The sequence below is a fragment of the Streptomyces sp. SID14515 genome (genome assembly GCF_010548505.1).
In the GTDB taxonomy this organism is placed as follows: domain Bacteria; phylum Actinomycetota; class Actinomycetes; order Streptomycetales; family Streptomycetaceae; genus Streptomyces; species Streptomyces caviscabies.
Genome location: NZ_JAAGMH010000140.1, coordinates 1 through 23016 on the forward strand (window position 1 = coordinate 1; position 23016 = coordinate 23016).

The window sequence follows — 23016 nt, forward strand, 5'->3', positions numbered from 1 at the left end:
GGCGAGTGCGGGGGCGGCGGCCAGGGCGGCTCCCGCCAGGAGGCCGCCGAGGAGGCCCCGGCGGCTGGGGAGGCCGGAGGCGGGGGCCTCGACGACGGATGCGGGGGCGCGGCCGGGACGGGCGGGGACCGGGTTCGGGTGGGGGGCTGGGTTCATGCGAGGCACCTCGTGTGGGGGTTCGGCTGCTTCGGATGTGTCCGCCACCCTGGCCCGCCGACGACCGTTCGACAAGAGGCGCAACCGGAGTTGCACCCTGCGCAACGCGACCGGAGGTCCGCGATCAGTCGCCCGCCTGGATGTCCCCCCTGGTCGAGGAGGCGATGGCGTCGCCGTGCGCGAAGTCGCCGGGCGGGATGCCCGGGTGGTGCCCCTCCCGGTCGGGGGCGATGTCGGCCGCCGGGCCGAGCGCGAGCCGGGAGACGATCCGGTAGCGGTCGCCCCGGTAGAGCGAGTGGACGTACTCCACCGGGCGGCCCGTGGTGTCGGAGGTCAGCCGCTCGAAGAGCAGCGCAGGCGAGAGCTCCGGGACGTCGAGCAGCCCGGCCTCGGCGCGGGTGACGACGGTGGGCTCGATGGCCTGGACCGCCTCATGGACGTGCACGCCGTGGGTGGCGCGCAGATGCTCGTACAGGTCGCCGCTCTCCAGCTCCTGCGCGCTGAGCCCCGGCACCAGCTCGGCCCGGATGTGCAGGTGCTCGATGGCCATCGGCGCTCCGTCGACCAGCCGCAGCCGCGCCACGTAGACGATCTCGGCGGCGGGCGACATCCGCAGCTTGCGGCCGACCCGGGCTCCCGCCTGGAGCGTGGTGAACTCCAGCAGCCGGCTCGACCAGGCGCCCGCCGCCTGCGGCACGCTCAGCGCCCGGTCCCCGGCGACCAGCTCCTGGGTGATCTTGGCGGGGGCGACGAACATGCCCCGGCCGTGTTCGCGCACCAGGAGCCCGGCGGCGACCAGCTCGTCGGCCGCCGCGCGCACGGTGGGTCGCGACACGCCGAGCAGGGCGCACAGCGCACGCTCCGAGGGGATGGCGTCCCCGGGGCTGCGCGACTCGATCAGCTCCAGTACGGCATCGCGGGTCCGCTCCCGCTTGAGCACCGTCCCCGACACGTCCGCGTCCACGCGTTCCCCTCCCGACAGCTCTCATTTACTTACCAGTTGACCACCACGCACCTCAACTGGCCTGCTGGTCAGGCGAAGTGTAGCGCCTTCCGGCTGACGCACGGGCGATCTCGTTACGTACAGATCACCAAATCCCCTTTGTACGCAAGGGGTTGACGGCCCCATTGGTCTATGCCACCTTCAACCCCCATCGAGAGGTGAGCTGTCCAGTGAGCCCTACTGGTCAGGTGGTCAGGTCCGTCACATCCGTTCTGCTTCCGAGGTGAACCGTGAAGTACCGCTTGCTCGCCGGTGGGTCCGTGCTCGTCCTGACCGCCGCGCTCAGTGCCTGTAGTTCGTCCGGGTCGGACTCCGGGAACGGGGACGGCCGGACGACGGTGGACGTCTGGCTGATGCGCGACAGCGTCTCGGACGAGTTCCAGAAGGAGTTCACCGCCGACTTCGAGAAGCGCCACCCGACGATCGACGTGAAGATCCAGGTCCAGGAGTGGGACGGGATCGGCCAGAAGATCACCGCCGCCCTGGCGAGCAACGACGCCCCGGACGTCATCGAGGCGGGCAACACCCAGGTGGCGCAGTTCGCGGAGAGCGGCGGGCTGCTCGACCTCAGCGACCGGACCGAGGAGCTGAACGGCGAGGACTGGCTGAGCGGCCTGGCCGAGCCGGGCTCGTACGAGGGCAAGCAGTACGGCATCCCGTACTACGCGGCGAACCGGGTGGTGGTCTACCGCACGGACCTCTTCGAGAAGGCGGGCGTCGACGCGACGAAGATCAAGACCCGCGAGCAGTGGATCGACGCCACGACCGAGCTCAACAAGGGCGGCACGCAGGGCATCTATCTGCCCGGGCAGATGTGGTACGCGCTGGCCGGGTTCATCTGGGACGAGGGCGGCGACCTCGCGAGCAGGTCCGGGGAGAAGTGGTCCGGCGCGCTGGACACCCCCGAGGCGCTGCGCGGCATGGCGTTCTACAAGGAGCTCCAGGCGCTCGGCAAGGGCCCCAAGGACTCCGACGAGGACGACCCGCCGCAGACCGAGGTGATGGCCCAGGGGCAGGTGGCCCAGGTGATCCAGACGCCGGGCGGGGCCAAGGTCATCGCGGAGAAGAACCCCGAACTGGCGGGCAAGCTCGCCTTCTTCCCGATCCCGGGCAAGACCGCGGACACCCCGGGCGCGGTCTTCACCGGCGGCTCCGACCTGGTCGTGCCGGCCGCCGCGGCCCACCCCGACGAGGCGGTCGCCTTCATCAAGGAGCTGACCGGGGACACCTGGCAGAAGAAGCTCGCCGTCGCCATGAGCTATGTGCCGAACCGGACCACGTTGGCCTCCGCCGTGGCCGACGACCCGGGGGCCGCCGCGATGGCGGTCGGCGCGGCCAACGGGCACGCGACGCCCAATACCCCGGGCTGGGCCGCGGTTGAGGCGGAGAACCCGATCAAGGACTACATGACGGCCGTGCTCACCGGGGGCGATCCGGCGAAGGAGGCGGCGAAGGCCTCGCAGGACATCACCCGGGCCATGAACGCCGGTTCCTGACCCGGTCCCCGATCCGCCACCGCAGCAGCTCGAAAGGAGGCGTGCCGTGCCGGTCGTCGACCGACGGACCACACCCCGTACCCCCAGCACACCCTGGCGGCGTCCGGCCCCGCACCCCGCCGTACGCAAGGACCCGACCCCGCGGGGCAGGGCCCAGGGCCTCTGGCCGTACGCCCTGATCGCCCCCGCCGTCGGCGGCATGCTCTATCTCCTGGTCTACCCGCTGGTGCGGGCCGTCCTGATCTCGTTCCAGGACTTCCGGCTGCGTCAACTCATCGCCGGTGACGCGGAGTTCGTCGGGCTGCGGAACTACCGCACACTGCTGACCGATCCACGGTTCTGGGAGGTGGTGCGCCGCACCTTCCTGTTCATGGCGATCAATGTCGTGCTGATCATGGTGATCGCCACCCTGGTCGCCCTGATGGTGGAGCGGCTGGGCCGGCTCGGGCGGACGGTGGTGCTGTGCTCGCTGGTGCTGGCCTGGGCGATGCCGGTGGTGGCGGCGACCACCGTCTTCCAGTGGCTGTTCCACTCGGAGTTCGGGATCGTCAACTGGTCGCTGACCTCGCTCGGCCTCGACTCCTTCGACCGCTATCCGTGGTTCGCGAACGGCACCGCGGCCTTCGCCATCCTGGTGGCGCTGATCGTCTGGCAGTCGGTGCCGTTCGCCGCGATCACCCTGTACTCGGCGCTGACCACCGTCTCCCCGGAGCTGTACGAGTCGGCGCGGCTGGACGGAGCGGGCGCGGCGCGGATCTTCCGCTCGGTCACCTTCCCGATGCTGCGGCCGATCTTCCTGCTGGTCCTCTCGCTGGAGGTGATCTGGACGTTCAAGGCGTTCGTCCAGATCTGGGTGATGACCCGGGGCGGGCCGGGCGACGCCACGACGATCCTGCCGGTCTACGCGGTCCAGACGGCGCTCTCCAGCCAGCGGTACGACCTGGGTTCCGCCGCCTCGATGGTCACCGTGGTCCTGATGTCCGGGGTGCTCGTCCTCTACTTCCGCCAGATGCTCCGCCAGGAGGACGAGACCCGATGAGCATGAGCACGCGTACCGTACGCCCGCGCCTTCGCCGGCTCCCGCTGAACATCGCCGCAGCCGCGACCGTCGTCGTCTGCCTCTTCCCCGTCTACTGGATGATCTCCACGGCCTTCAAACCGTCCCAGGACATCCAGTCCGCCGACCCGCAGCTCTTCCCGCACACCTGGACGCTCGACCACTTCCAACGCGCCGTGGACGCCGACGGGTTCGCCCTGTTCTGGCGCAACAGCATCCTGGTCACGCTCGGGGCCGTCCTGCTGGCGCTGCTGGTCGCGCTGGGCGCGGCGTTCGCCGTGGCGCGGCTGCGGTGGAAGGGCCGGCGGCAGTTCATGCTGATGATCTTCATCGCGCAAATGGCGCCCTGGGAGTCGCTGATCATCCCGATCTACATCATCTCGCGGGACACCGACATGCTCGACCGGCTGCCGACGCTGACGCTGATCTACTTCATGATCACGCTGCCGTTCACCGTCGTGGTGCTGCGGGGCTTCATCGGGACGATCCCACCGGAGCTGGAGGAGGCCGCGCAGGTAGACGGCTGCACCAGGACCGGGGCCTTCTGGCGGGTGGCGATGCCGCTGCTGGCGCCGGGGCTGATGGCGACCTCGCTGTTCGGCTTCATCACCGCCTGGAACGAGTTCGCCTACGCCAACTTCCTGATCATCAAGCAGCAGGACAACCGCACGCTGCCGGTCTGGCTGTCGTCCTTCCAGAACACCTTCGGCACCGACTGGGGCGCCACCATGGCCGCCTCCACCCTCTTCGCGCTGCCCGCCCTGGTGATCTTCCTGCTGCTCCAGCGCCATGTCACGTCCGGCTTCGCCGCCGGCGCCGTCAAGGGCTGAGCGACCGACCACGCCTCGCCGCCCGCCCGCCCGCCCGCCCGCGAACCGAATCCGGAGGCCCCCGTGCCCGCATCACGCCCCGCCCTCGCCCTCCTCCCCCGGCCCAGCAAGGTCTCCTCGCTCGGCGGCCGGCTCACCCTCGACCGGGAGACCACCGTCCGGGCGCTGCGGGGCGCGGAACCGGCGGCTGACCTGCTGCGCACCCTGGTCGGCCGCACCGCCGGACTCCCCCTCGCCCCGGCGCCGGACGGCCGGGTCGTCCTCGCCCTGGACGACCGGCTCGGCGGCCTGGGCGAGGAGGGGTACGGGCTGACGGTCGCCCCGCAGGCTCTCCAGCTGCGCGCCGCCCATCTCACCGGGCTGCTCCGGGGCGTCCAGACGATCCGCCAACTGCTGCCCGCCGAGGCGCTGTCGGGCGGTTCGACGGCCACGGGCTCCTGGGAGCTGCCGTGCGTCGAGATCACCGACGTACCGGACCGGCCGTGGCGCGGGGCGATGCTGGACGTGGCGCGGCGCTTCCAGCCGATCGGCTATCTGCGCCGGTACGTGGATCTGCTGGCGTTGCACAAGCTGAACGTCCTGCATCTGCATCTCACCGACGACCAGGGCTGGCGGATGCCGGTCGACGCCTACCCCCGGCTGCTCACGGTCGGCTCCCGGCGGGCCCGGTCGCAGAAGGGCCCGACCGGTCCGGACGGGGCGCACTTCGACGCGTTGCCGCACGAAGGGCACTACACCAAGGCGGAGTTGAGGGGCCTGGTGCGGTACGCGGCGGAGCGCGGCGTCACCGTCGTACCGGAGATCGAGATGCCCGGCCATGTGCGGGCCGCGCTCGCCGCCTACCCGGAGCTGGGCAACCACCCGGAGCGGAAGCTGGACGTGTGGACCCGCTGGGGGGTGTGCGACACGATCCTGGGCGTGCACGAAGGCGTCTTCGCCTTCTGCCGTGCCGTGCTGGAGGAGGTGATGGACGTCTTCCCGTCGCCGTACATCCACATCGGCGGCGAGGAGTGCCCGACCACCGAGTGGGAGGAGAGCCCGGCGGCCCGCGAACGCGCGGCGGCGCTGGGGCTCGCGGGCCCGGCGGCGCTGCACGGCTGGTTCATGGGCCGGATCGGCGCGTTCCTGGTGGAGCGCGGCCGGATTCCGCTCGGCTGGGTCGAGAACGGCGCCGAACTCCCCCCGGAGTTCACGGTGATGACCTGGCGCGACTCCTCGCACGCGCGGGCCGCCGCACGCCGCGGCCACCAGGTGATCGCCGCGCACCACCGGGCGACCTACCTCGACTACGCCCAGTCCGGCGACCTGTCGGAACCGGTGGCCCAGCCCGGAGCGCCGGTCTCCCTGCACACGGTCCACGGCTACGAACCGGCCCCGCCCGACTGGCCGGAGGCCGAGCGGGCGCGGGTGCTCGGGACCCAGGCCCAGCTGTGGACCGAGTACGCCCGCACCCCCGAGGAGATCGAGTACCTCAGCTACCCACGGCTCTGCGCGCTCGCCGACCGTTCCTGGTCCGGCGGGCGCGGCGACTGGCCGGGGTTCGTCGAGCGGCTGCGTCACCACACCGCCCGGCTGGACGCCCTGGGCGTCCCCTACCGCCCGCTGGACGCGCGGTCGCTCGCGACGGCCACGTACGCGTCCCCGTCCTCAGGAACAGCGCGACCCCACTCGTAACCACTCCCCCACCACCGTTCCGGAGAGGAACACACCCGTGAACACACCCGCGAACCCATCACGCAGGAATCCGCGCAGGTCCAGGCTGCGCACCGCCGCCGCCTCGGCCGCCGCCACGGCCCTGGCCGCCACCGGTCTCGCCGCCCTGCCGTCCTCGGCGTCCGCCGCGGCGGACGGGATCGTCGTCCAGTACCGGACGAGCGCGTCCGGCGCGAGCGCCGACCAGAGCGAGCCGTGGCTGAAGGTCCGTAACGCCGGCTCCACCTCCGTACCGCTGAGCAGTGTGAAGGTGCGCTACTACTTCAAGGCCGATTCGGCGTCCGCCGCCTACCGGTTCGCCTGTTCCTGGGCGGTGAAGGGGTGCGCGAACATCACCGGTACGTTCGGGACGCTCGCCACCCCGACCGCGACCGCCGACCGCTATCTGGAGATCGGCTTCACCGCCGGGGCCGGTTCGCTGGCGCCGGGCGCGGACACGGGCGATATGCAGCTCCGCTTCCACCAGGCGTCCTGGGCCTCGCTCGTCCAGTCCGACGACTACTCCTTCGGACCGGAGCGGACCGCCTACGGCGACTGGTCCAAGGTGACGGCCCATGTCTCCGGTGCGACGGTCTGGGGCGAGGCGCCCGGCGGCAACGGCCCGACCGACCCGCCGGACCCGACGGACCCGCCCACCGACCCGCCCGGTGACGCACCCGCGCTCTTCGACGACTTCGACTACAGCTCGCACACCGACCCGAAGATCAACGCGAACGGCTGGAGCGTACGGTCCAACTCCGGCGGTCCGGGCGTGCCGGGCGCGACCTGGGCGCCGGAGAACGTCACCTTCGCCGACCAGGGCGGAAACTCGGTGATGAACCTGGAGACCTCGACGGCGGGCACCGGGGCGTCGACGAAGCACACCGAGATCCTGACGCAGTCGATGAAGTTCAAGAACGGGACGTACGCGTCGCGGGTGAAGTTCAGCGACGCGCCGCGCTCGGGCCCGGACGGCGACCGGATCGTGCAGACGTTCTTCACCATCAATGACCTCAAGGCGCCGATGGCGGACGACTACGCGGAGTACGACTTCGAGTATCTGCCGAACGGCGGCTGGGGCGAGCCGGCGAACATCCTCTACACGACGTCGTGGGAGACCTACCGGCCCGACCCATGGGAGGCGGTCAACGCGCACAGCGAGTCGCGGCAGTCCTACGCGGGCTGGCACGACCTGGTGGTGACGATCGACGACGACGAGATCACGTACTACGTCGACGGGCAGCACTTCGGGACGCACGGGGCGGCGTATCTGCCCGAGCGGCCGATGTCGATCAACTTCAACCAGTGGCTGATCGACCTGGAGGGGCAGCCGAGCACCACGCCCCGCGCCTACGACCAGCAGGTGGACTACGTCCTGCATGTGAAGGACCAGGTGCTCACCCCGGCCCAGGTCAACGCGATGGTCGGGGCGTACCGCGGTGCGGGCACGAGCTTCGAGGACACGGTTCCGGGCAGCTAGGAGCGGTACGTACGGCGTGATAGTCGGGCGGGGCGGGGGTCGACGGCGGCCCCCGCCCCGCTTTCGTATGCCCGAAGGCGCCCGCGCCACCGATTCCGTACGCCGCTGACCGGGGCGAATTTTCCGGCACCCTCTTGACAGCCCTGCCACCCTCCGGGCAATCTTCCGTTAAGCAGAAACTAACTTCCGCAATACGGAAGGAGCGCCGACATCCTCATGGGATACCCGGACCAGCGCTTCGATGTGAACCTTTCGATCCTCTTCACGGAACTCCCGCTCCTGGAGCGACCCGCGGCAGCCGCCGCGGCGGGCTTCACGGCGGTCGAGCTGTGGTGGCCCTGGATCGAGACCCCCACCCCGCCGCAGGCGGAGCTCGACGCCCTCAAGAAGGCGCTCGACGACGCCGGCACCCAGCTGGTGGGGCTGAACTTCTACGCCGGACAGCTGCCCGGCCCCGACCGTGGCGCGCTCTCCGTGCCCGGCACGGAGTCGGACCGCTTCCGGGCCAATATCGAGGTGGCGGCCGACTTCGCCGCCTCGGTCGGCTGCACGGCGCTCAACGCGCTGTACGGCAACCGCGTCGAGGGCGCGGACCCGCAGGTCCAGGACACGCTCGCCCTGGAGAACCTGGTGCTGGCCGCCCGTGCGGCGGACCGGGTCGGGGCGATCCTGCTCGTCGAGACGCTCAACAAGCCGGAGTCGCCGCTCTATCCGCTGGTCAGCGCACCGGCCGCGATCGAGGTCGTCGACAAGGTCAACGCGGCGACGGGCCTCGGGAACGCCAAGTTCCTGCTGGACCTCTACCACCTCTCGATGAACGGCGAGGACCTGAGCCAGGTCATCAAGGCGTACGCCGCGAAGACCGGTCACGTCCAGATCGCCGACAACCCGGGCCGCGGCGCGCCGGGCACCGGCTCGCTCCCGCTGGAGCGGCTCCTCGACGAGCTCAAGGACGCGGGTTACGCGGGCTGGGTCGGCCTGGAGTACAAGCCGGGCGACCGGCCGAGCGCGGAGTCCTTCGACTGGCTCCCGGCGTCGGCCCGAGCGGCCGGCTGACCGCCCGAGTCCACCAAGGGGTGAGCCCAACCCCCTTACGTACACACGTTTTTCAGGAAGGCACCCTCATGAGCAACAACCTCCCCAAGGTTGCGTGGATCGGCCTCGGCATCATGGGCTCCCCCATGTCCGAGAACCTGATCAAGGCCGGTTACTCCGTCACCGGTTACACCCTGGAGCAGGACAAGATCGACCGGCTGGTCGCGGCCGGCGGCACCGGCGCCTCCTCGATCGCGGACGCGGTCGGGGACGCGGATGTCGTCATCACGATGGTGCCCGCATCCCCGCAGGTCGAGGCCATCGCCTACGGCCCCGACGGCATCCTGGAGAACGCCAAGCGCGGTGCGCTGCTGGTGGACATGTCCTCCATCACCCCGCAGACCTCCGTGGACCTCGCCAAGAACGCGGCCGAGAAGGGCATCCGGGTCCTGGACGCGCCGGTCTCCGGCGGCGAGGCCGGCGCCATCGAGGCGGTCCTGTCCATCATGGTCGGCGGCGAGCAGGCGGACTTCGACGCCGCGAAGCCGCTGCTGGAGGCGCTCGGCAAGACGATCGTGCTCTGCGGTCCGCACGGCTCCGGCCAGACGGTGAAGGCGGCCAACCAGCTGATCGTCGCGGTCAACATCCAGGCCTGCGCCGAAGCCGTGGTCTTCCTGGAGAAGTCCGGCGTCGACCTCGCCGCCGCGCTGGACGTCCTCAACGGCGGCCTGGCCGGCTCGACCGTGCTGACCCGCAAGAAGGACAACTTCCTGAAGCGGGACTTCGCCCCCGGCTTCCGGATCGACCTGCACCACAAGGACATGGGCATCGTCACGGACGCCGCCCGCAACGTCGGAGCGGCCCTGCCCGTCGGTGGTGTGGTCGCCCAGCTGGTCGCCTCGCTGCGCGCCCAGGGCGACGGCGGCCTGGACCACTCGGCGCTGCTGCGCTCGGTCGAGCGGCTGTCCGGCTCCCAGGTCTGATCCCCCGGCTCCGCCAGGAGCTCGGCCCCGCGGAGGGCGACCGGCCACGATCGCCGGTACGCCCCCGGGGCCCCGGCCCGCACGACGGGCCCCCTGATCTCCGGGCCGCGGTGGCGCTGACACCTGTCCTGTCGCGCCCAGGCGCTGCCGCGGCCCGGAACCACATACTTCGTTTTCAACAAACTGTTGACGTTGCCTCGCGGCGAATCTACGCTCCTCAAGCCGTCAGCAGCTCGTACGAAAGGTCATCCCGCCACATGGCTAAGCGTGTGCTCACGACCGAGTCAGGCGCCCCGGTCGCCGACAACCAGAACTCCGCCACCGCCGGTGTCGGTGGACCGATCCTCCTCCAGGACCAGCACCTTCTGGAGAAGCTCGCCCGATTCAACCGTGAGCGCATCCCGGAGCGCGTGGTGCACGCCCGCGGTTCCGGCGCGTACGGCTACTTCGAGGTCACCGACGACGTCACCGGCTTCACCCGCGCCGACTTCCTCTCCTCGGTCGGCAAACGCACCGAGACGTTCATCCGCTTCTCGACCGTCGCCGACTCGCTCGGCGGCGCGGACGCGGTCCGCGACCCGCGCGGCTTCGCCCTCAAGTTCTACACGGACGAGGGCAATTACGACCTGGTCGGCAACAACACCCCGGTGTTCTTCATCAAGGACCCGATCAAGTTCCCCGACTTCATCCACTCGCAGAAGCGCGACCCGTTCACGGGCAAGCAGGAGCCGGACAACGTCTGGGACTTCTGGGCGCACGCCCCCGAGGCGACGCACCAGATCACCTGGCTGATGGGCGACCGCGGCATCCCCGCCTCGTACCGTCACATGAACGGCTACGGCTCGCACACCTACCAGTGGACGAACGCCGAGGGCGAGGCCTTCTTCGTCAAGTACCACTTCAAGACGAACCAGGGCGTGCGGTCGCTCTCCGCCGATCAGGCAGCCGAGCTCGTCGGCAAGGACGCCAACTCGCACCAGACGGACCTGCTCCAGGCCATCGAGCGCGGCGTCAACCCGTCCTGGACGCTGTACGTCCAGGTGATGCCGGCCGCCGAGGCCGCCGACTACCGGTTCAACCCGTTCGACCTCACCAAGGTGTGGCCGCACAGCGACTACCCGCTCCAGCGGGTCGGCCGCCTGGTCCTGGACCGGAACCCGGACAACGTCTTCGCCGAGGTCGAGCAGGCGGCGTTCTCGCCGAACAACTTCGTGCCCGGCATCGGTCCGTCCCCGGACAAGATGCTCCAGGGCCGGCTGTTCGCCTACGCGGACGCGCACCGCTACCGCCTGGGCGTCAACCACACCCACCTGCCGGTGAACGCGCCGCGCACCGCGGTCGTCGACAACTACGGCCGCGACGGCATCCACGCGACCCGCAACGGCTCGCGCCACGACAAGAACTACGAGCCCAACTCGTACGCCGGTCCGGCGCAGACCGACGCGGCGCTCGCCGCGCCGCTGGCGATCCACGGCTGGACGGGCACGCACGAGGCGCCCGCCCACACCAAGGACGATGACTTCTTCCAGGCGGGCGAACTCTTCCGGCTCATGTCGGAGGACGAGAAGGGCCGCCTGGTCGCGAACATCGCCGGAGGCCTCTCGCAGGTCACCCGCGACGACGTCATCGAGAAGAACCTCGCCCACTTCCACGCCGCCGACGCCGACTACGGCAAGCGCGTGGAGGAGGCCGTCCGCGCCCTGCGCGAGGACTAGCCCCCAGATCCCTGCCCGTACCGCGTACCCGGATGAGGGGTGCCGCGCGGCACGGGCAGGACGACGAGGCCGCGGCGGTCGAGCGATGCCAGTGCGGTGGTGAAGGACCCGGGGACCGTCTCCTGACCTGAAGGAGACGCCCTCGCCCGGGCCGATCGCCGCCGCCGCGGTCCCTGTCACCCCCTGAACGAGGGCGCGGAGTACGGATACGGTCCCGTACTCCGCGCCCTTTCCCATGCCCAGGCAGGCCACCGCCCACAGCAGCCTGCCCGGCGCATACCCCAGCCCGTCCGGCGTTTGAGGACGGAACCGTGGCTCTGGAGCGGTCGCATCCTGCGTGAGGGACGCGCCTTGAAGCCTGCTCCCGGAGTGCGGGCCCATCAGCCCCAGGCTTCCGTCCTCAATCGCCGGACGGGCTGGATACTCCAGCCCGTCCGGCGATTGAGGACGTCTTTGGCGGGGGCCGCATACAGGAGCAGGCCCCCGCCCCGGGGAGAACCCGGGGCGGGGGCCTGCTTCGTGGGGCGGGTGGGTCAGGACCTGGTCAGGGGACGGATCGCGGTGGGCGCGTGCGACGGATCCGTGGCGATGTCCTCGAACTCGTTGACCGAGGCGATGTCCGAACCGCTCATCGCGATATTCGTGACCCGCTCCAGAATCGCCTCGACCACCACCGGCACCCGGAACTCCGCCGCCAGCTTCTTCGCCTCCTCGAAGGCCGGCAGCAGCTGGTCCGGCTCGGTGACCCGGATCGCCTTGCAGCCGAGGCCCTCGACGACCTTGACGTGGTCGACGCCGTAGACGCCCAGCTCCGGGGAGTTGATGTTCTCGAACTCCAGGTTGACCTGGAAGTCGATGTCGAAGTTGCGCTGCGCCTGGCGGATCAGCCCCAGGTAGGAGTTGTTCACCAGGACGTGGACGTACGGGATGCGGTGCTGCGCGCCGACGGCCAGCTCCTCCAGCATGAACTGGAAGTCGTAGTCGCCGGAGAGGGCGACGACCGTGCCCTCCGGGTCCGCGGTGGCGACGCCCAGCGCGGCCGGGATCGTCCAGCCGAGGGGGCCCGCCTGGCCGCAGTTGATCCAGTGGCGCGGCTTGTAGACGTGCAGCATCTGCGCGCCGGCGATCTGCGAGAGCCCGATCGTGGTGACGTAACGGGTCTCGGGGCCGAACGCCCGGTTCATCTCCTCGTACACGCGCTGCGGCTTGAGCGGCACGTTGTCGAAGTGGGTCTTCCGCTGGAGGGTCGCCTTGCGCTCCTGCGTGGAGGCGGCCCAGGTCGAGCGGTCCTTGAGTTCGCCCGCAGCCTTCAGCTCGCGCGCCACCTCGACGAAGAGCGTCAGCGCCGCCTTGGCGTCGGAGGCGATGCCGAGGTCCGGGGCGAAAATCTTGCCGATCTGGGTGGGCTCGATGTCGACGTGGACGAAGGTGCGGCCCTGGGTGTAGACGCCGATCTCGCCGGTGTGGCGGTTGGCCCAGCGGTTGCCGATGCCGAGGACGAAGTCGGACTCCAGGAAGTTCGCGTTGCCGTAGCGGTGCGAGGTCTGGAGGCCCACCATGCCGGCGTTCAGCTCGTGGTCGTCGGGCAGGATGCCCCAGCCCATCAGGGTCGGGATGACCGGGACGCCGGTCAGCTCGGCGAACTCCACCAGGAGCTCGGAGGCGTCGGCGTTGATGATGCCGCCGCCCGCGACGAGCACCGGCCGCTCCGAGGCGTTCAGCATCTGCACGGCCCGCTCGATCTGCTTGCGGGAGGCCGCGGGCTTGTGCACCGGGATGGGCTCGTACAGCTCGGGGTCGAACTCGATCTCGGTGAGCTGGACGTCGATCGGCAGGTCGATGAGGACCGGGCCGGGGCGGCCGGTGCGCATCAGGTGGAAGGCCTGCTGGAAGACGCCGGGGACCTGCGCGGCCTCCAGGACGGTGGTCGCCGCCTTGGTGACCGGCTTGGCGATCGAGGCGATGTCGACGGCCTGGAACGACTCCTTGTGGAGCGCGTCCGTCGGGGCCTGACCGGTGATGCACAGGATCGGGATGGAGTCGGCGATGGCGGAGTACAGACCGGTGATCATGTCGGTGCCCGCCGGGCCCGACGTACCGATGCAGACGCCGATGTTGCCGGCCTTGGCCCGGGTGTAGCCCTCGGCCATGTGGGAGGCGCCCTCGACGTGACGGGCCAGGGTGTGCTGCACCCCGCCGGAGGCCTTGAGGGCCGCGTAGAAGGGGTTGATCGCCGCACCCGGCACACCGAACGCGTTGCTGACGCCTTCGCGCTTGAGGATCTCAACTGCCGCTCGGGCAGCGGTCATACGAGGCATTGAGTGCTCCTGCTCGGGATTGGTGGAGTCGGGCTCTGTCGCGCCACCTGAGAGCACCAATTCCGCATTACGGAAATTCAGTTCTGCTATACGGAAGCAATCTAAAACGTGGGGCGACCCCCGTCAAGGGCGCGGACCGCCGTCCGCCCGTACGAAGTGCGTCAATTCCCTCCCCAGAGCCTCGCTCCTGGTGGACGATGGTGTGACGAGGGAGGCACGGAGCGCAGTCGGGTCGCGCCGTCCGTGCCGGAGGGAGAGATACGTGGAGTCCGTGCCGGTCCGGTGCCCCGTCTGCGGCCGGGACCACGCCTACAGCACACCGGCCTACCCCTGCCCGTGCGGGACGCCCACCGCCCCGCCACTGCTGCCGGGCGCCCCGGCGGTCCTGGTCACCCACCGCAGCTGGAACGACGCCTGGGTCACCGTCCGCTGCACGTCCTGCGCGCGGGAGGACCAGTGGCCGCAGCCCGAGCTGTGCTGCCCGTGCGGGACCGTCCTGCGGATACCGGTGCGCCCGGTGGCCACCGCCTCGGCCCCGGCCGCGCCGGTCTCCCCGGCCCACATCCCGCTGCCGCGCACCGCCGCGCACCCGCGCCCGACGTTCCACCCGATGACGATCCGCACGGGCCACGACGCGGTGAGCGCGGCCGGCCTGTATCTGACGTGGCTGGGCTACCGCGACGTCGGCCGGCCCGGGGCGGGCCCGGCCTCCGGGATCGATCTGCGGGCCGACGGACTGATCGCCCAGGTCGACTCCAGCACCCGGCCGACGACGCTCCGCGCGGTGGAGACCCTCTGGCTCAACGCGCTGGGCGCCTCGGCGACCGGCGTGTTCTTCTCCCTCGCGGGGTACGCGGCCGACGCCCGGGCCCGTGCGGACGGTGTCGGGCTCCCGCTCTTCGTCATGGACCTCACCGGAACCCCGCAGCCGGTGAACGGCCCGGCGGACGAGCTGGTCAGCACGGGCGCCTGAACAGCTCCGAGCACGAGCGGGCCGCCGGCGAGAGGGGCAGGGCGGGCCGGGGCTCCCGACGGTCCGGGATGCATCGGGTCGGGCATCCTGATCCGGCCACCGCGTACCGGTCCGCCGTCCGGCGCGGCACACTGAGTACATGCGTATCCGCTCCGCCAGACGCTCGGATCTTCCGCTTCTCCAGGACATCGAGCGCGCCGCAGGGGAACCGTTCCGCGCCCTGGGCATGGCCTTCGTGGCCGACGACGATCCGCCCCCGCTCGACCTGCTGGAGGGCTACCGGCAGGCAGGCCGTTGCTGGGTGGCCACCGACCCCCTCTCCGCCACCGGCGACCGGCCGCTCGGCTATGTGCTCGCCGACCCCGTCGACGACGCCCTGCACATCGAGCAGGTCTCGGTCGACCCGGCCGCCGCCCGCCGGGGCATCGGCCGGGCTCTGATCGCCCACCTGGCCGACCTGGCCTCGGCCCGGGGAATGGCGGCGCTGACCCTCACCACCTTCACCGATGTGCCGTGGAACGCCCCGTACTACGCCCGTATCGGATTCCGGATCCTGCCCGAGGCCGAACTCACCGACGGGCTGCGGGCGATCCGCGCCGAGGAGGCCCAGCACGGCCTCGACCGCTGGCCCCGGGTCTGCATGCGACGCGAACTGGCACCGGCCGCCCGAACACCGGATGTCAGGCCTTCGGATGCCAGGCCTTCGGATGTCCGACTGCCGGATGCCCGGCCGTCGGATGCGCCGGGGGCCGCCGACCCTCCGCGCGTCCCGGACGCTTCGGGGTCCGCGGACACTTCGGAAGCCGTGGCTGTCAGTGGTGGCGCGTAAGCTATCCGCATGGCTTTACTCCCGGACAGCTCCCACCCCGCCGACCGCCCCGCGCCCGCCGCCGAGCAGGCCAACGAGGCCATCCGCGCGCTCGTCGACTCCTCCGGACAGGACTGGTCCGCGGTGGAGTCGGCGACGTACGAGGTGCTGCTCATCGAGTGGGCGGCGGCGACCCGGGGCGGCCCCGACATCATCGAAGCCGCCTGAGCTGCCGACCGCCCGACCCGGCCCGCTCACGTCCCGCTCAGTCCGCGTACGTCTCGCGCAGTTCGATCTTGCGGACCTTCCCGCTGACCGTCATCGGGAAGGTCTCCAGGATCCGCAGCCTGCGCGGGATCTTGTAGTGCGCGAGCCTCTCCCGGCAGTGTGCGGTGACCTCCTCCAGGGTGGGCGGGTCGGCCGGGTCGCGCGGGATGACGCAGGCCAGGATCTCCTCGCCGTAGCGCTCGTCGGGCACCCCGACCACCTGGACGTCGGCGATCTTCGGGTGGCTGTACAGGAACTCCTCGATCTCCCGTGGGTACACATTCTCGCCACCTCGGATGATCATGTCCTTGATCCGGCCGACGACCTGGACATATCCGTCCTCGCGCATCACCGCGAGGTCCCCCGTGTGCATCCACCGCCCCGCGTCGACGACTTCGGCGGTGCGGTCGGGCTGGTCCCAGTAGCCGAGCATCACGCTGTAGCCCCGGGTGCGCAGTTCGCCGGCGCTGCCGCGCGGCAGTGTGACGCCGGTGACCGGGTCGACGATCTTGACCTCGATGTGCGGCAGCACGCGGCCCACCGTGCCGGTGCGACGCTCCAGGTCGTCGTCGCGGCGGGTCTGGGTGGAGACGGGTGACGTCTCCGTCATGCCGTAGCAGATGGAGACCTCGGCCATGTGCATCTCGGCGACGACCCGTTTCATCACCTCGGCCGGGCAGGGTGAACCGGCCATGATGCCGGTGCGCAGCGAGGAGAGGTCGTACGCGGCGAAGTCCGGCAGGTTCAGCTCGGCGATGAACATGGTGGGCACGCCGTACAGCGAGGTGCAGCGCTCCTGCTGGACGGCGGTCAGCACGGCGGCGGGCTCGAAGGACGGGCCCGGGATCACGATGCAGGCGCCGTGCGAGGTGATGGCGAGGTTGCCCATCACCATGCCGAAGCAGTGGTAGAAGGGCACCGGGAGGCAGACCCGGTCCGCCTCGGTGTAGGCGATCGTCTCCCCCACGAAATAGCCGTTGTTGAGGATGTTGTGGTGGGAGAGCGTCGCCCCCTTGGGGAAGCCCGTGGTGCCCGAGGTGTACTGGATGTTGATCGGGTCGTCGCAGGACAGCTCCGCCTCACGGGCGGCGAGTTGCTCCCGGCCGACGGCGGGCGCGGCGGCGGTCAGCTCGTCCCAGGTCGGGTCGCCGATGTAGTGGACGGCGCGCAGGTCCGGGCAGTCGGCGCGGACCTGGTCGACGAGGGTGCGGTAGTCGCTGGTGCGGTGGGAGAGCGAGGCGACCAGCAGGGAGATGCCGGCCTGCTTGAGGACGAACTCCACCTCGTGGGCGCGGTAGGCCGGGTTGATGGTGACCATGACGGCCCCGATCCGGGCCGTGGCGTACTGCACGAGCACCCACTCGGGGCAGTTGACCGCCCAGATGCCGACCCGGTCGCCCTTCGCCACCCCCGACGCCATCAGCGCGCGGGCCAGCTCGTCGACGTCCGCGGCGAATTCCGTATACGTCCAGCGGCGGCCGGACACCACGTCGACCAGTGCTTCACGGTCGCCGTGCGCGGCGACCGTACGGTCGAGGTTGCGGCCGATGGTGTCGCCGAGCAGCGCGGTGTCGCCGGTGCCGTGTGCGTAGGACAGCTCGTGTGACGGCTCGCTCACTTCAGGTCCCCCTCGTCGAACTCGGCGCCGCCGCCCAGGGCGGTGCGTTCGCGGAGCTCGATGCGGCGGATCTTGCCCGAGACGGTCTTGGGCAGTTCCGCGAACTCCAGCCTGCGGATGCGTTTGTACGGGGCGAGGACCGCCCGGGAGTGCTCGAAGAGGACCTTCGCGGTGTCAGGGCCCGGCTCCCAGCCCTCCGCGAGCACGACGTACGCCTTCGGGACGGCGAGGCGGAGCGGGTCGGGGGCGGGCACGACGGCGGCCTCGGCGACCGCCTCGTGCTCCAGCAGGGCGCTCTCCAGCTCGAACGGTGAGATCTTGTAGTCGGAGGCCTTGAACACGTCGTCGGCGCGGCCCACATAGGTGATGTAGCCGTCCTCGTCCCGTGCGCCGATGTCGCCGGTGCGGTAATAGCCTCCGGCCATCGCCTCGGCGGTGCGGTCCGGGTCGCCGTGGTAGCCGGTCATCAGGCCGACGGGGTGGTCGGCCAGGTCGAGGGAGATCTCGCCCTCGGCCGCTCCGGGCCGGCCGGTGACCGGGTCGAGGAGCTCGACGGTGAAGCCGGGGCTGGGGCGGCCCATGGAGCCGGTCTTGAGGAGCTGGCCGGGGGTGTTGGCGACCTGGACGGCGGTTTCCGTCTGGCCGAAGCCGTCCCGGATGGTGACGCCCCACTCCCGCCGGACCGTCTCGATGACCTCCGGGTTCAGCGGCTCCCCGGCCGCGACGACCTCGCGCGGCGGCACCTTCAACTGGCTCAGGTCGGCCTGGATGAGCATCCGCCAGACGGTGGGCGGGGCGCAGAAGCTCGTGATGCCCGAGCGGTCCATCTCGGCCATCAGACGGCCCGCGTCGAAGCGGGTGTAGTTGAAGATGAAGACGGTGGCCTCGGCGGTCCACGGGGCGAAGAGGTTCGACCAGGCGTGCTTGGCCCAGCCGGGCGAGGAGATGTTCAGATGGACGTCGCCGGGCCTGAGCCCGATCCAGTACATCGTCGACAGGTGGCCCACCGGATAGGACACATGGGTGTGCTCGACCAGCTTGGGGCTGGCGGTGGTACCGGAGGTGAAGTAGAGCATCAGCGGCTCGTCCGCGTCCGTCTCCCGGCCGGGCGTGAACGCCGCGGGCGCCTCGGCCACCCCCGCGTACGGCAGCCAGCCCGTCACCTCCTCGCCCACCGCGATCCGGGTGTAGTCCCCGGGCACCTCGTCGAACTTCGCGGTGTCCGCGTCCCGCACCAGCACATGGCGCACCCGGCCGCGCTCCACCCGGTCGCGCAGGTCGGCGGGGCCGAGCAGCGGGGTGGCGGGGATGACGACGGCGCGCAGCTTCATCGCGGCGAGGGCGGTCTCCCACAGCTCGACCTGGTTGCCGAGCATCACGAGGATGCGGTCGCCCTCCCGTACGCCCTGCGCCTTCAGCCAGTTGGCGGCCCGGTCGGAGCGCTCCGACATCGCCGCGAAGGACACCTCGGTGCGCCGGCCGTCCTCCTCCACGATGTGCAGGGCGGTGCGGTCGTTGTTCTCGGCGATGACGTCGAACCAGTCCAGCGCCCAGTTGAAGTGGTCCGCCCGGGGCCAACGGAAGCCCGCATACGCGGTGTCGTAGTCCTCGCGGTGCGCCAGCAGGAAGTCCCGGGCGGCCCGGAACGTCTCGGTCGCGCTGGTTGCCGACATGTGTCCTCCTCGTTGCGGACCGGTCGCTTAACATCATGTAAAAGTGACCCAGGTCTCACCACCCCCGGACGGGGGTGGTCCCCTCCCTCGTCCGGGGGAGACGACACGGGCCGGGTGGAGGGGCGTCGGAGTGCCGGAACCGGTCGATGCGGTCGAGATGCAGGCGGCACTGTTGAGGCTGCGCCGCACCAGCGGGCTTCCCGTGGTGTTCGGTGGCCTCCTGTCCGACGCGCGCCACGCACGGATCGCCGAGTTGAACGGGGCGCAGACCAGCGCGCTGCGGGGCCTGGTCATCTCCGCCGGGAGCGGTCTGGGCGGCAAGGCCATCGCGCTGTCCCGACCCTGTGCGGTGACGGACTACGCCTCCTCGCGCCACATCAGCCACGAGTACGACGCGGCGGTGGCGGCTGAGGGGCTGCGCTCGGTCGTCGCGGTCCCCGTCGTCGTACGGCGGGCGGTGCGGGGCGTGCTGTACGGGGCGCTGCGCACACCGGTCACGCTCGGCGACCGGACGTTCGACGCGGTGGTGGCGGCGGCCCGTGATGTGGAGCAGTCGCTCGCGGTACGGGACGAGGTGCGGCGGTTGCTGGCGGCGGGCCGGGAGCAGGTGTGCGATCCGGGACCGGTGCCCGGCGCCTGGGAGGACGTGCGCGAGGCCCACCGCGAACTGCGCGCGCTGGTCCCCAGGGTCGTCGATCCGGCGCTGCGCGACGAGCTGTTGGAGGTCTGCGGGCGGCTGGCCTCGGCGTCGGGGTCCCAGGCGCCCGCGGCCCGGGAGGTCCGTCTCGCGCCACGCGAGGTGGACGTGGTGGCGTGTGTGGCGGCGGGCGCGACGAACGCGGCGGCGGCCGAGCGGCTGGGGCTGCGGCCCGAGACGGTGAAGGGGTATCTGCGTTCGGCCATGCGGAAGTTGGGGGCGCACACCAGGCTGGAGGCGGTGGTGGCGGCCCGCCGGGCGGGGCTGCTGCCCTGAGCCGCGGGGCGTGGGTCGTGGGCTCCGGGCCGGCGAGTCGTGAGCCGTGGGCTCTGGGCCGGCGGGTCGTGGGCTCTGGGTCGTGGGTCGTGGCCTCTGGGCCGGCGGGTCGCGGCCCGTGGGGCGCGGCCCGAGGGTCGTGGGCCGTGGCGCTCTCAGGCCCCGAAGTCCAGGAACGTTCCGAACCGGATGTCGTGGTCCGTCGCGTCCGTCATCACGGCCAGCATCCGCGCCGCCTCCTCGGTGATCTCCGCGCGCTCCTGGCGGGCCAGGCTCCGGAGCGGCTGGACGGTCAGGAGCGCCGCGCCGCCCTCGCGTTCGATGCGCCAGACCGCGTCGAAGAACCCGTCGACGAGCACGGACCCGTACGCCTGGTTGCCCACCCCGTTGCGCCCCTTGTTCACCGCGGGGATGACGCGGGTGCGGTCGGCGTGGCCGAGGAGGACGTTGTCGAACTCGGGCAGGAAGCGCGGCGGGGCCGGGGTGTCGGGGTCCGGGCGCGGGGCGTCGGGAAGGTCGAAGAGCTCGACGCCCCGCTCGTCGCGGAAGGTGAGCAGCCGGGGCCGGAGCCGTTCGAAGACCTCCTTCGTGCGGGTCAGGCCCGCCCATGACTGGAAGTCCATCACCGAGGCGGGGCCGAACGCGCCGAGGTAGCGCAGCACGGTGGCGTCAGGTGCGGGCACGGGCGAGGCGGGCCGGCCGAGCCAGTGCTCCACGGTGGTCAGGGCGACCTGCCCGCTGCGGCCCCACAGGCCGCGCGGGGTGACCTGGACCAGCGGCAGCAGACAGCGGGCGGCGACGGTGAGCGCGAGCGGGTCGGCGTCCGGCCAGTGCGCGAGGAGTTCCTCCCGCAGCTCCTTGACCGGGCGCGGGCGCTCCTGGACCAGCTCCTCGGCCACCGCCGCGAGCCGGTCCAGGTCCACCCCCTCCAGCCCGCGCCGGAAGCTCTTCAGCTCCCGCTCGCGTACCGCCTGCACCAGCGGGCGCAGGGTGAGCGCGTCGTCCGCCGTATGGGTGTGGAGGGTGGAGCGCAGGGTGACGATCCGGACCACCTCGCGGGACTCCATCAGGGCGGACAGCTCCGCGGGGTCGAAGTCCGCGAGCCGGGCGTACAGCTGGAAGTACGGCGGTTTGGTGTTCTGCGCCTGGAGCCCGAGGAGGTGGGTGACCGCGTCCTTCGCGGACATCGGTGACCTGCGCAGCAGGAGCTGACGGTCCAGGGTCGCCCGGTTCAGCGCCCGGACGGGGAGGACGGCGGGGTGTGCGGCGGTGCGGTGCGTCTTCGCGGCCATGGTTCGCACGCTACCGGTGCTTGCGGTCAGCTATGGTCCGCAAGCGGCGGAGCACGCTCCTCACGCCCATCGGCGGCAGACGCGCGTCTACGCCCACCGGACCGTGCGGCGGACACGCGTTACGCCCACCGGACCCGTGCGTCGGGCGGCCCGGCCGGGGCGGCTCCATGATGAACCGGTGATCAGTGTCCTGTTCGCCGTCCTCACCGCGATCAGCAACGGCTCCGCCTCGGTGCTCCAGCGCCGGGCGGCGATGCGGGTGCCCGACAGCGAGGCGATGCGGCTGTCGTTGATCGGTCATCTGCTGCGTCAGAAGGTGTGGCTGGCCGGCATCGGGCTGGTGATCGTGGCGGCCGTCTGTCAGGCGGTCGCCCTGGCCACCGGGCCGATCGCGGTGGTCCAGCCGATCTTCGTGATCGAGCTGCCCGCCACACTGCTGATCGCCGGGTACGTGATGCGGATGCGGGTGGACCGGACCGTCTGGTACGGGGTCGCGGCGGTCACGGTCGGCCTCGCGCTCGGCATGGCGTCGGCCGCGCCGGTCGAGGGCACCGACACGGTCCGGGACGCGGCGTGGATTCCCGCGTTGCTGCTGACCGGGGTGTTCGAGGCGGTGCTGATCGGCTCCGCGCTCCGGACGCGCGGCAATCCCCGGGCGGCCCTGCTGGGGCTGGCCGCCGCGTGCGGCTACGCGCTGACGGCCGCTCTGATGAAGGACGCGATGGCGAACCTCGACGACGGCGGGGCTCTCGCGCTGCTGGCGTCCTGGCAGCTGTACGCCACGGCGGCGGCCGGGGTGGGCGCCCTGTTCCTGCTCCAGAACGCTCTTCAGGCGGGCAGCCTGGTGGCGGTCCAGCCGATGCTCACCCTGGGGGACGCGCTGATCAGCGTCCTGTACGGGGTGACGCTGTTCGACGAGCGGTTGCGGACCGGCTGGTGGCTGCTGCCCGAGCTGGCGGCGCTGGCCCTGATCGCCACGGGCTGCGTACGCCTGGCCCGTACGCCGCTGGCCAGAGGCACGCTCGCACCGCCGCCACCGCCGCCGCGCGCGCGGTAGCCGGGCCGGCTCAGCGGGTGGGCGCGAAGTCGCCGTGGACCTCATGGGCGCCGCTCGCCGCCGTCGCCCTGGCCCGGTACACGTCCGCGCCGGCGTCGCGGCCGCCGGAGGCATGGTCGTACTGTCCGGCGAAGACATGCGTCCCGGCCGGCACCGTCCGTCCCGGCCTGAGCGTCCAGCGGTAGACGAGCATGCCGTCGCGTTCGTGCACGGAGAGGTCGAAGTCCGCCGCCGGCCGGGTCTCCCACCGCCCGGTGCTCCGCACGCGTTCCGTCCGGGCGACGAACAGCTCCACGGTGAGCGCGGTGAGCGGCTCCTGCGTCTTGAGCGTGACATTGCTCTGGGCCCAGTGGACGTTGTCGTCCGGGGCGACGGAACCGTCCGCCCAGAGCGGACCGTCCGTGGTGCGGCTCCGTCCCGGCACCGGCGGGCGGCTGTCGCCGGTCGCCGGGGGTGTCGCGGCGGGGGTCTCGGGCAGCGCTCCGGTGGACACCTTCCGCGCACCGGTCGTGTCCTCCTGTACGAGCGAGGTGACGGCGGCTCCGCCGATCACGCACACCGCGGCGGCGGCGACCGCCGCGAGGGCCACA

General features: G+C 71.3%; 19 protein-coding genes. 13 read left to right on the forward strand and 6 right to left on the reverse strand.

The features are described from left to right. Window positions 1-280: 280 nt before the first annotated feature. Window positions 281-1120, reverse strand: a complete 840-nt coding sequence (locus tag G3I54_RS33945; RefSeq protein ID WP_164620523.1) for a GntR family transcriptional regulator — start codon at window positions 1118-1120, stop codon at window positions 281-283. Window positions 1121-1389: 269 nt separating this feature from the next. Here G3I54_RS33945 and G3I54_RS33950 point away from each other — a divergent pair, with 269 nt between their 5' ends. From G3I54_RS33950 to G3I54_RS33985, 8 genes are all read left to right on the forward strand, one after another. Next, the gene (locus G3I54_RS33950) at window positions 1390-2655 is read left to right on the forward strand and encodes an extracellular solute-binding protein (protein WP_164620525.1); all 1266 of its coding nucleotides are present in this window, start codon (window positions 1390-1392) and stop codon (window positions 2653-2655) included. 46 nt (window positions 2656-2701) lie between these two features. After that, on the forward strand, window positions 2702-3694 hold the full coding sequence (locus G3I54_RS33955; RefSeq protein ID WP_164620527.1) for a sugar ABC transporter permease: 993 nt from the start codon (window positions 2702-2704) through the stop codon (window positions 3692-3694). Window positions 3695-3696: 2 nt separating this feature from the next. After that, window positions 3697-4542: a carbohydrate ABC transporter permease gene (locus G3I54_RS33960; RefSeq protein ID WP_164620556.1), complete on the forward strand. Its 846-nt coding sequence runs from the start codon at window positions 3697-3699 to the stop codon at window positions 4540-4542. A gap of 63 nt (window positions 4543-4605) precedes the next feature. Beyond that, a complete protein-coding gene (locus G3I54_RS33965) occupies window positions 4606-6216 on the forward strand; it encodes a beta-N-acetylhexosaminidase (protein ID WP_164620529.1) in 1611 nt (536 codons plus the stop codon). 37 nt (window positions 6217-6253) lie between these two features. Then, a complete protein-coding gene (locus G3I54_RS33970; protein WP_164620531.1) occupies window positions 6254-7714 on the forward strand; it encodes a cellulose binding domain-containing protein in 1461 nt (486 codons plus the stop codon). Between the two features lie 216 nt (window positions 7715-7930). After that, window positions 7931-8770: a TIM barrel protein gene (locus G3I54_RS33975; RefSeq protein WP_164620533.1), complete on the forward strand. Its 840-nt coding sequence runs from the start codon at window positions 7931-7933 to the stop codon at window positions 8768-8770. A 68-nt stretch (window positions 8771-8838) separates the two neighbouring features. Beyond that, window positions 8839-9732, forward strand: coding sequence for a 2-hydroxy-3-oxopropionate reductase (locus G3I54_RS33980; RefSeq protein WP_030083985.1), 894 nt, complete (start codon window positions 8839-8841; stop codon window positions 9730-9732). Window positions 9733-9989: 257 nt separating this feature from the next. Then, the gene (locus G3I54_RS33985; RefSeq protein ID WP_164620535.1) at window positions 9990-11447 is read left to right on the forward strand and encodes a catalase; all 1458 of its coding nucleotides are present in this window, start codon (window positions 9990-9992) and stop codon (window positions 11445-11447) included. Between the two features lie 533 nt (window positions 11448-11980). Here G3I54_RS33985 and gcl read toward each other — a convergent pair. Beyond that, complete coding sequence (gene gcl, locus G3I54_RS33990) at window positions 11981-13765, reverse strand: glyoxylate carboligase (protein ID WP_164620537.1); 1785 nt, start codon at window positions 13763-13765, stop codon at window positions 11981-11983. Window positions 13766-14027: 262 nt separating this feature from the next. On the opposite strand from gcl, the gene G3I54_RS33995 reads away from it, so the two are divergent. From G3I54_RS33995 to G3I54_RS34005, 3 genes are all read left to right on the forward strand, one after another. Further along, window positions 14028-14738, forward strand: coding sequence for a hypothetical protein (locus G3I54_RS33995; protein WP_164620539.1), 711 nt, complete (start codon window positions 14028-14030; stop codon window positions 14736-14738). A 139-nt stretch (window positions 14739-14877) separates the two neighbouring features. Beyond that, window positions 14878-15567, forward strand: coding sequence for a GNAT family N-acetyltransferase (locus tag G3I54_RS34000; RefSeq protein WP_164620541.1), 690 nt, complete (start codon window positions 14878-14880; stop codon window positions 15565-15567). A 9-nt stretch (window positions 15568-15576) separates the two neighbouring features. Beyond that, window positions 15577-15774, forward strand: a complete 198-nt coding sequence (locus G3I54_RS34005; RefSeq protein WP_164620543.1) for a hypothetical protein — start codon at window positions 15577-15579, stop codon at window positions 15772-15774. A 37-nt stretch (window positions 15775-15811) separates the two neighbouring features. Here G3I54_RS34005 and G3I54_RS34010 read toward each other — a convergent pair whose 3' ends face one another. Both G3I54_RS34010 and G3I54_RS34015 read right to left on the reverse strand, forming a co-directional pair. Further along, window positions 15812-17431 carry an AMP-binding protein gene (locus tag G3I54_RS34010; protein WP_164620545.1) on the reverse strand — a complete coding sequence of 540 codons (1620 nt, stop codon included), beginning with the start codon at window positions 17429-17431 and terminating at the stop codon, window positions 15812-15814. Continuing rightward, the gene (locus tag G3I54_RS34015) at window positions 17428-19104 is read right to left on the reverse strand and encodes an AMP-binding protein (RefSeq protein WP_164620547.1); all 1677 of its coding nucleotides are present in this window, start codon (window positions 19102-19104) and stop codon (window positions 17428-17430) included. The genes G3I54_RS34010 and G3I54_RS34015 overlap by 4 nt, the downstream gene beginning before the upstream one ends. 130 nt (window positions 19105-19234) lie before the next feature. On the opposite strand from G3I54_RS34015, the gene G3I54_RS34020 reads away from it, so the two are divergent. After that, window positions 19235-20077: a helix-turn-helix transcriptional regulator gene (locus G3I54_RS34020; RefSeq protein WP_164620549.1), complete on the forward strand. Its 843-nt coding sequence runs from the start codon at window positions 19235-19237 to the stop codon at window positions 20075-20077. A gap of 155 nt (window positions 20078-20232) precedes the next feature. Here G3I54_RS34020 and G3I54_RS34025 read toward each other — a convergent pair whose 3' ends face one another. Next, window positions 20233-21369, reverse strand: a complete 1137-nt coding sequence (locus G3I54_RS34025) for a winged helix DNA-binding domain-containing protein (RefSeq protein ID WP_164620551.1) — start codon at window positions 21367-21369, stop codon at window positions 20233-20235. 178 nt (window positions 21370-21547) lie between these two features. Here G3I54_RS34025 and G3I54_RS34030 point away from each other — a divergent pair, with 178 nt between their 5' ends. Continuing rightward, entirely contained in the window at window positions 21548-22426 is an 879-nt protein-coding gene (locus tag G3I54_RS34030; RefSeq protein WP_164620553.1) for a DMT family transporter, read from the forward strand. 10 nt (window positions 22427-22436) lie between these two features. Here the strand turns inward: G3I54_RS34030 and G3I54_RS34035 are convergent. Beyond that, window positions 22437-23016, reverse strand: a 580-nt coding sequence (locus G3I54_RS34035; RefSeq protein WP_164620554.1) for a hypothetical protein, incomplete at its 5' end; no start/stop codon positions are given.

What these genes read in the sequence shown, in the direction of transcription:
- G3I54_RS33975 (WP_164620533.1), top strand. Translation starts at nt 7,931, where the DNA reads ATGGGATACCCGGACCAGCGCTTCGATGTGAACCTTTCGATCCTCTTC.
- G3I54_RS34000 (WP_164620541.1), top strand. Translation starts at nt 14,878, where the DNA reads ATGCGTATCCGCTCCGCCAGACGCTCGGATCTTCCGCTTCTCCAGGAC.
- G3I54_RS34025 (WP_164620551.1), bottom strand. Translation starts at nt 21,369, where the DNA reads ATGGCCGCGAAGACGCACCGCACCGCCGCACACCCCGCCGTCCTCCCC.
- G3I54_RS33960 (WP_164620556.1), top strand. Translation starts at nt 3,697, where the DNA reads ATGAGCACGCGTACCGTACGCCCGCGCCTTCGCCGGCTCCCGCTGAAC.
- G3I54_RS33980 (WP_030083985.1), top strand. Translation starts at nt 8,839, where the DNA reads ATGAGCAACAACCTCCCCAAGGTTGCGTGGATCGGCCTCGGCATCATG.
- gcl (WP_164620537.1), bottom strand. Translation starts at nt 13,765, where the DNA reads ATGCCTCGTATGACCGCTGCCCGAGCGGCAGTTGAGATCCTCAAGCGC.
- G3I54_RS33985 (WP_164620535.1), top strand. Translation starts at nt 9,990, where the DNA reads ATGGCTAAGCGTGTGCTCACGACCGAGTCAGGCGCCCCGGTCGCCGAC.
- G3I54_RS34005 (WP_164620543.1), top strand. Translation starts at nt 15,577, where the DNA reads ATGGCTTTACTCCCGGACAGCTCCCACCCCGCCGACCGCCCCGCGCCC.
- G3I54_RS34015 (WP_164620547.1), bottom strand. Translation starts at nt 19,104, where the DNA reads ATGTCGGCAACCAGCGCGACCGAGACGTTCCGGGCCGCCCGGGACTTC.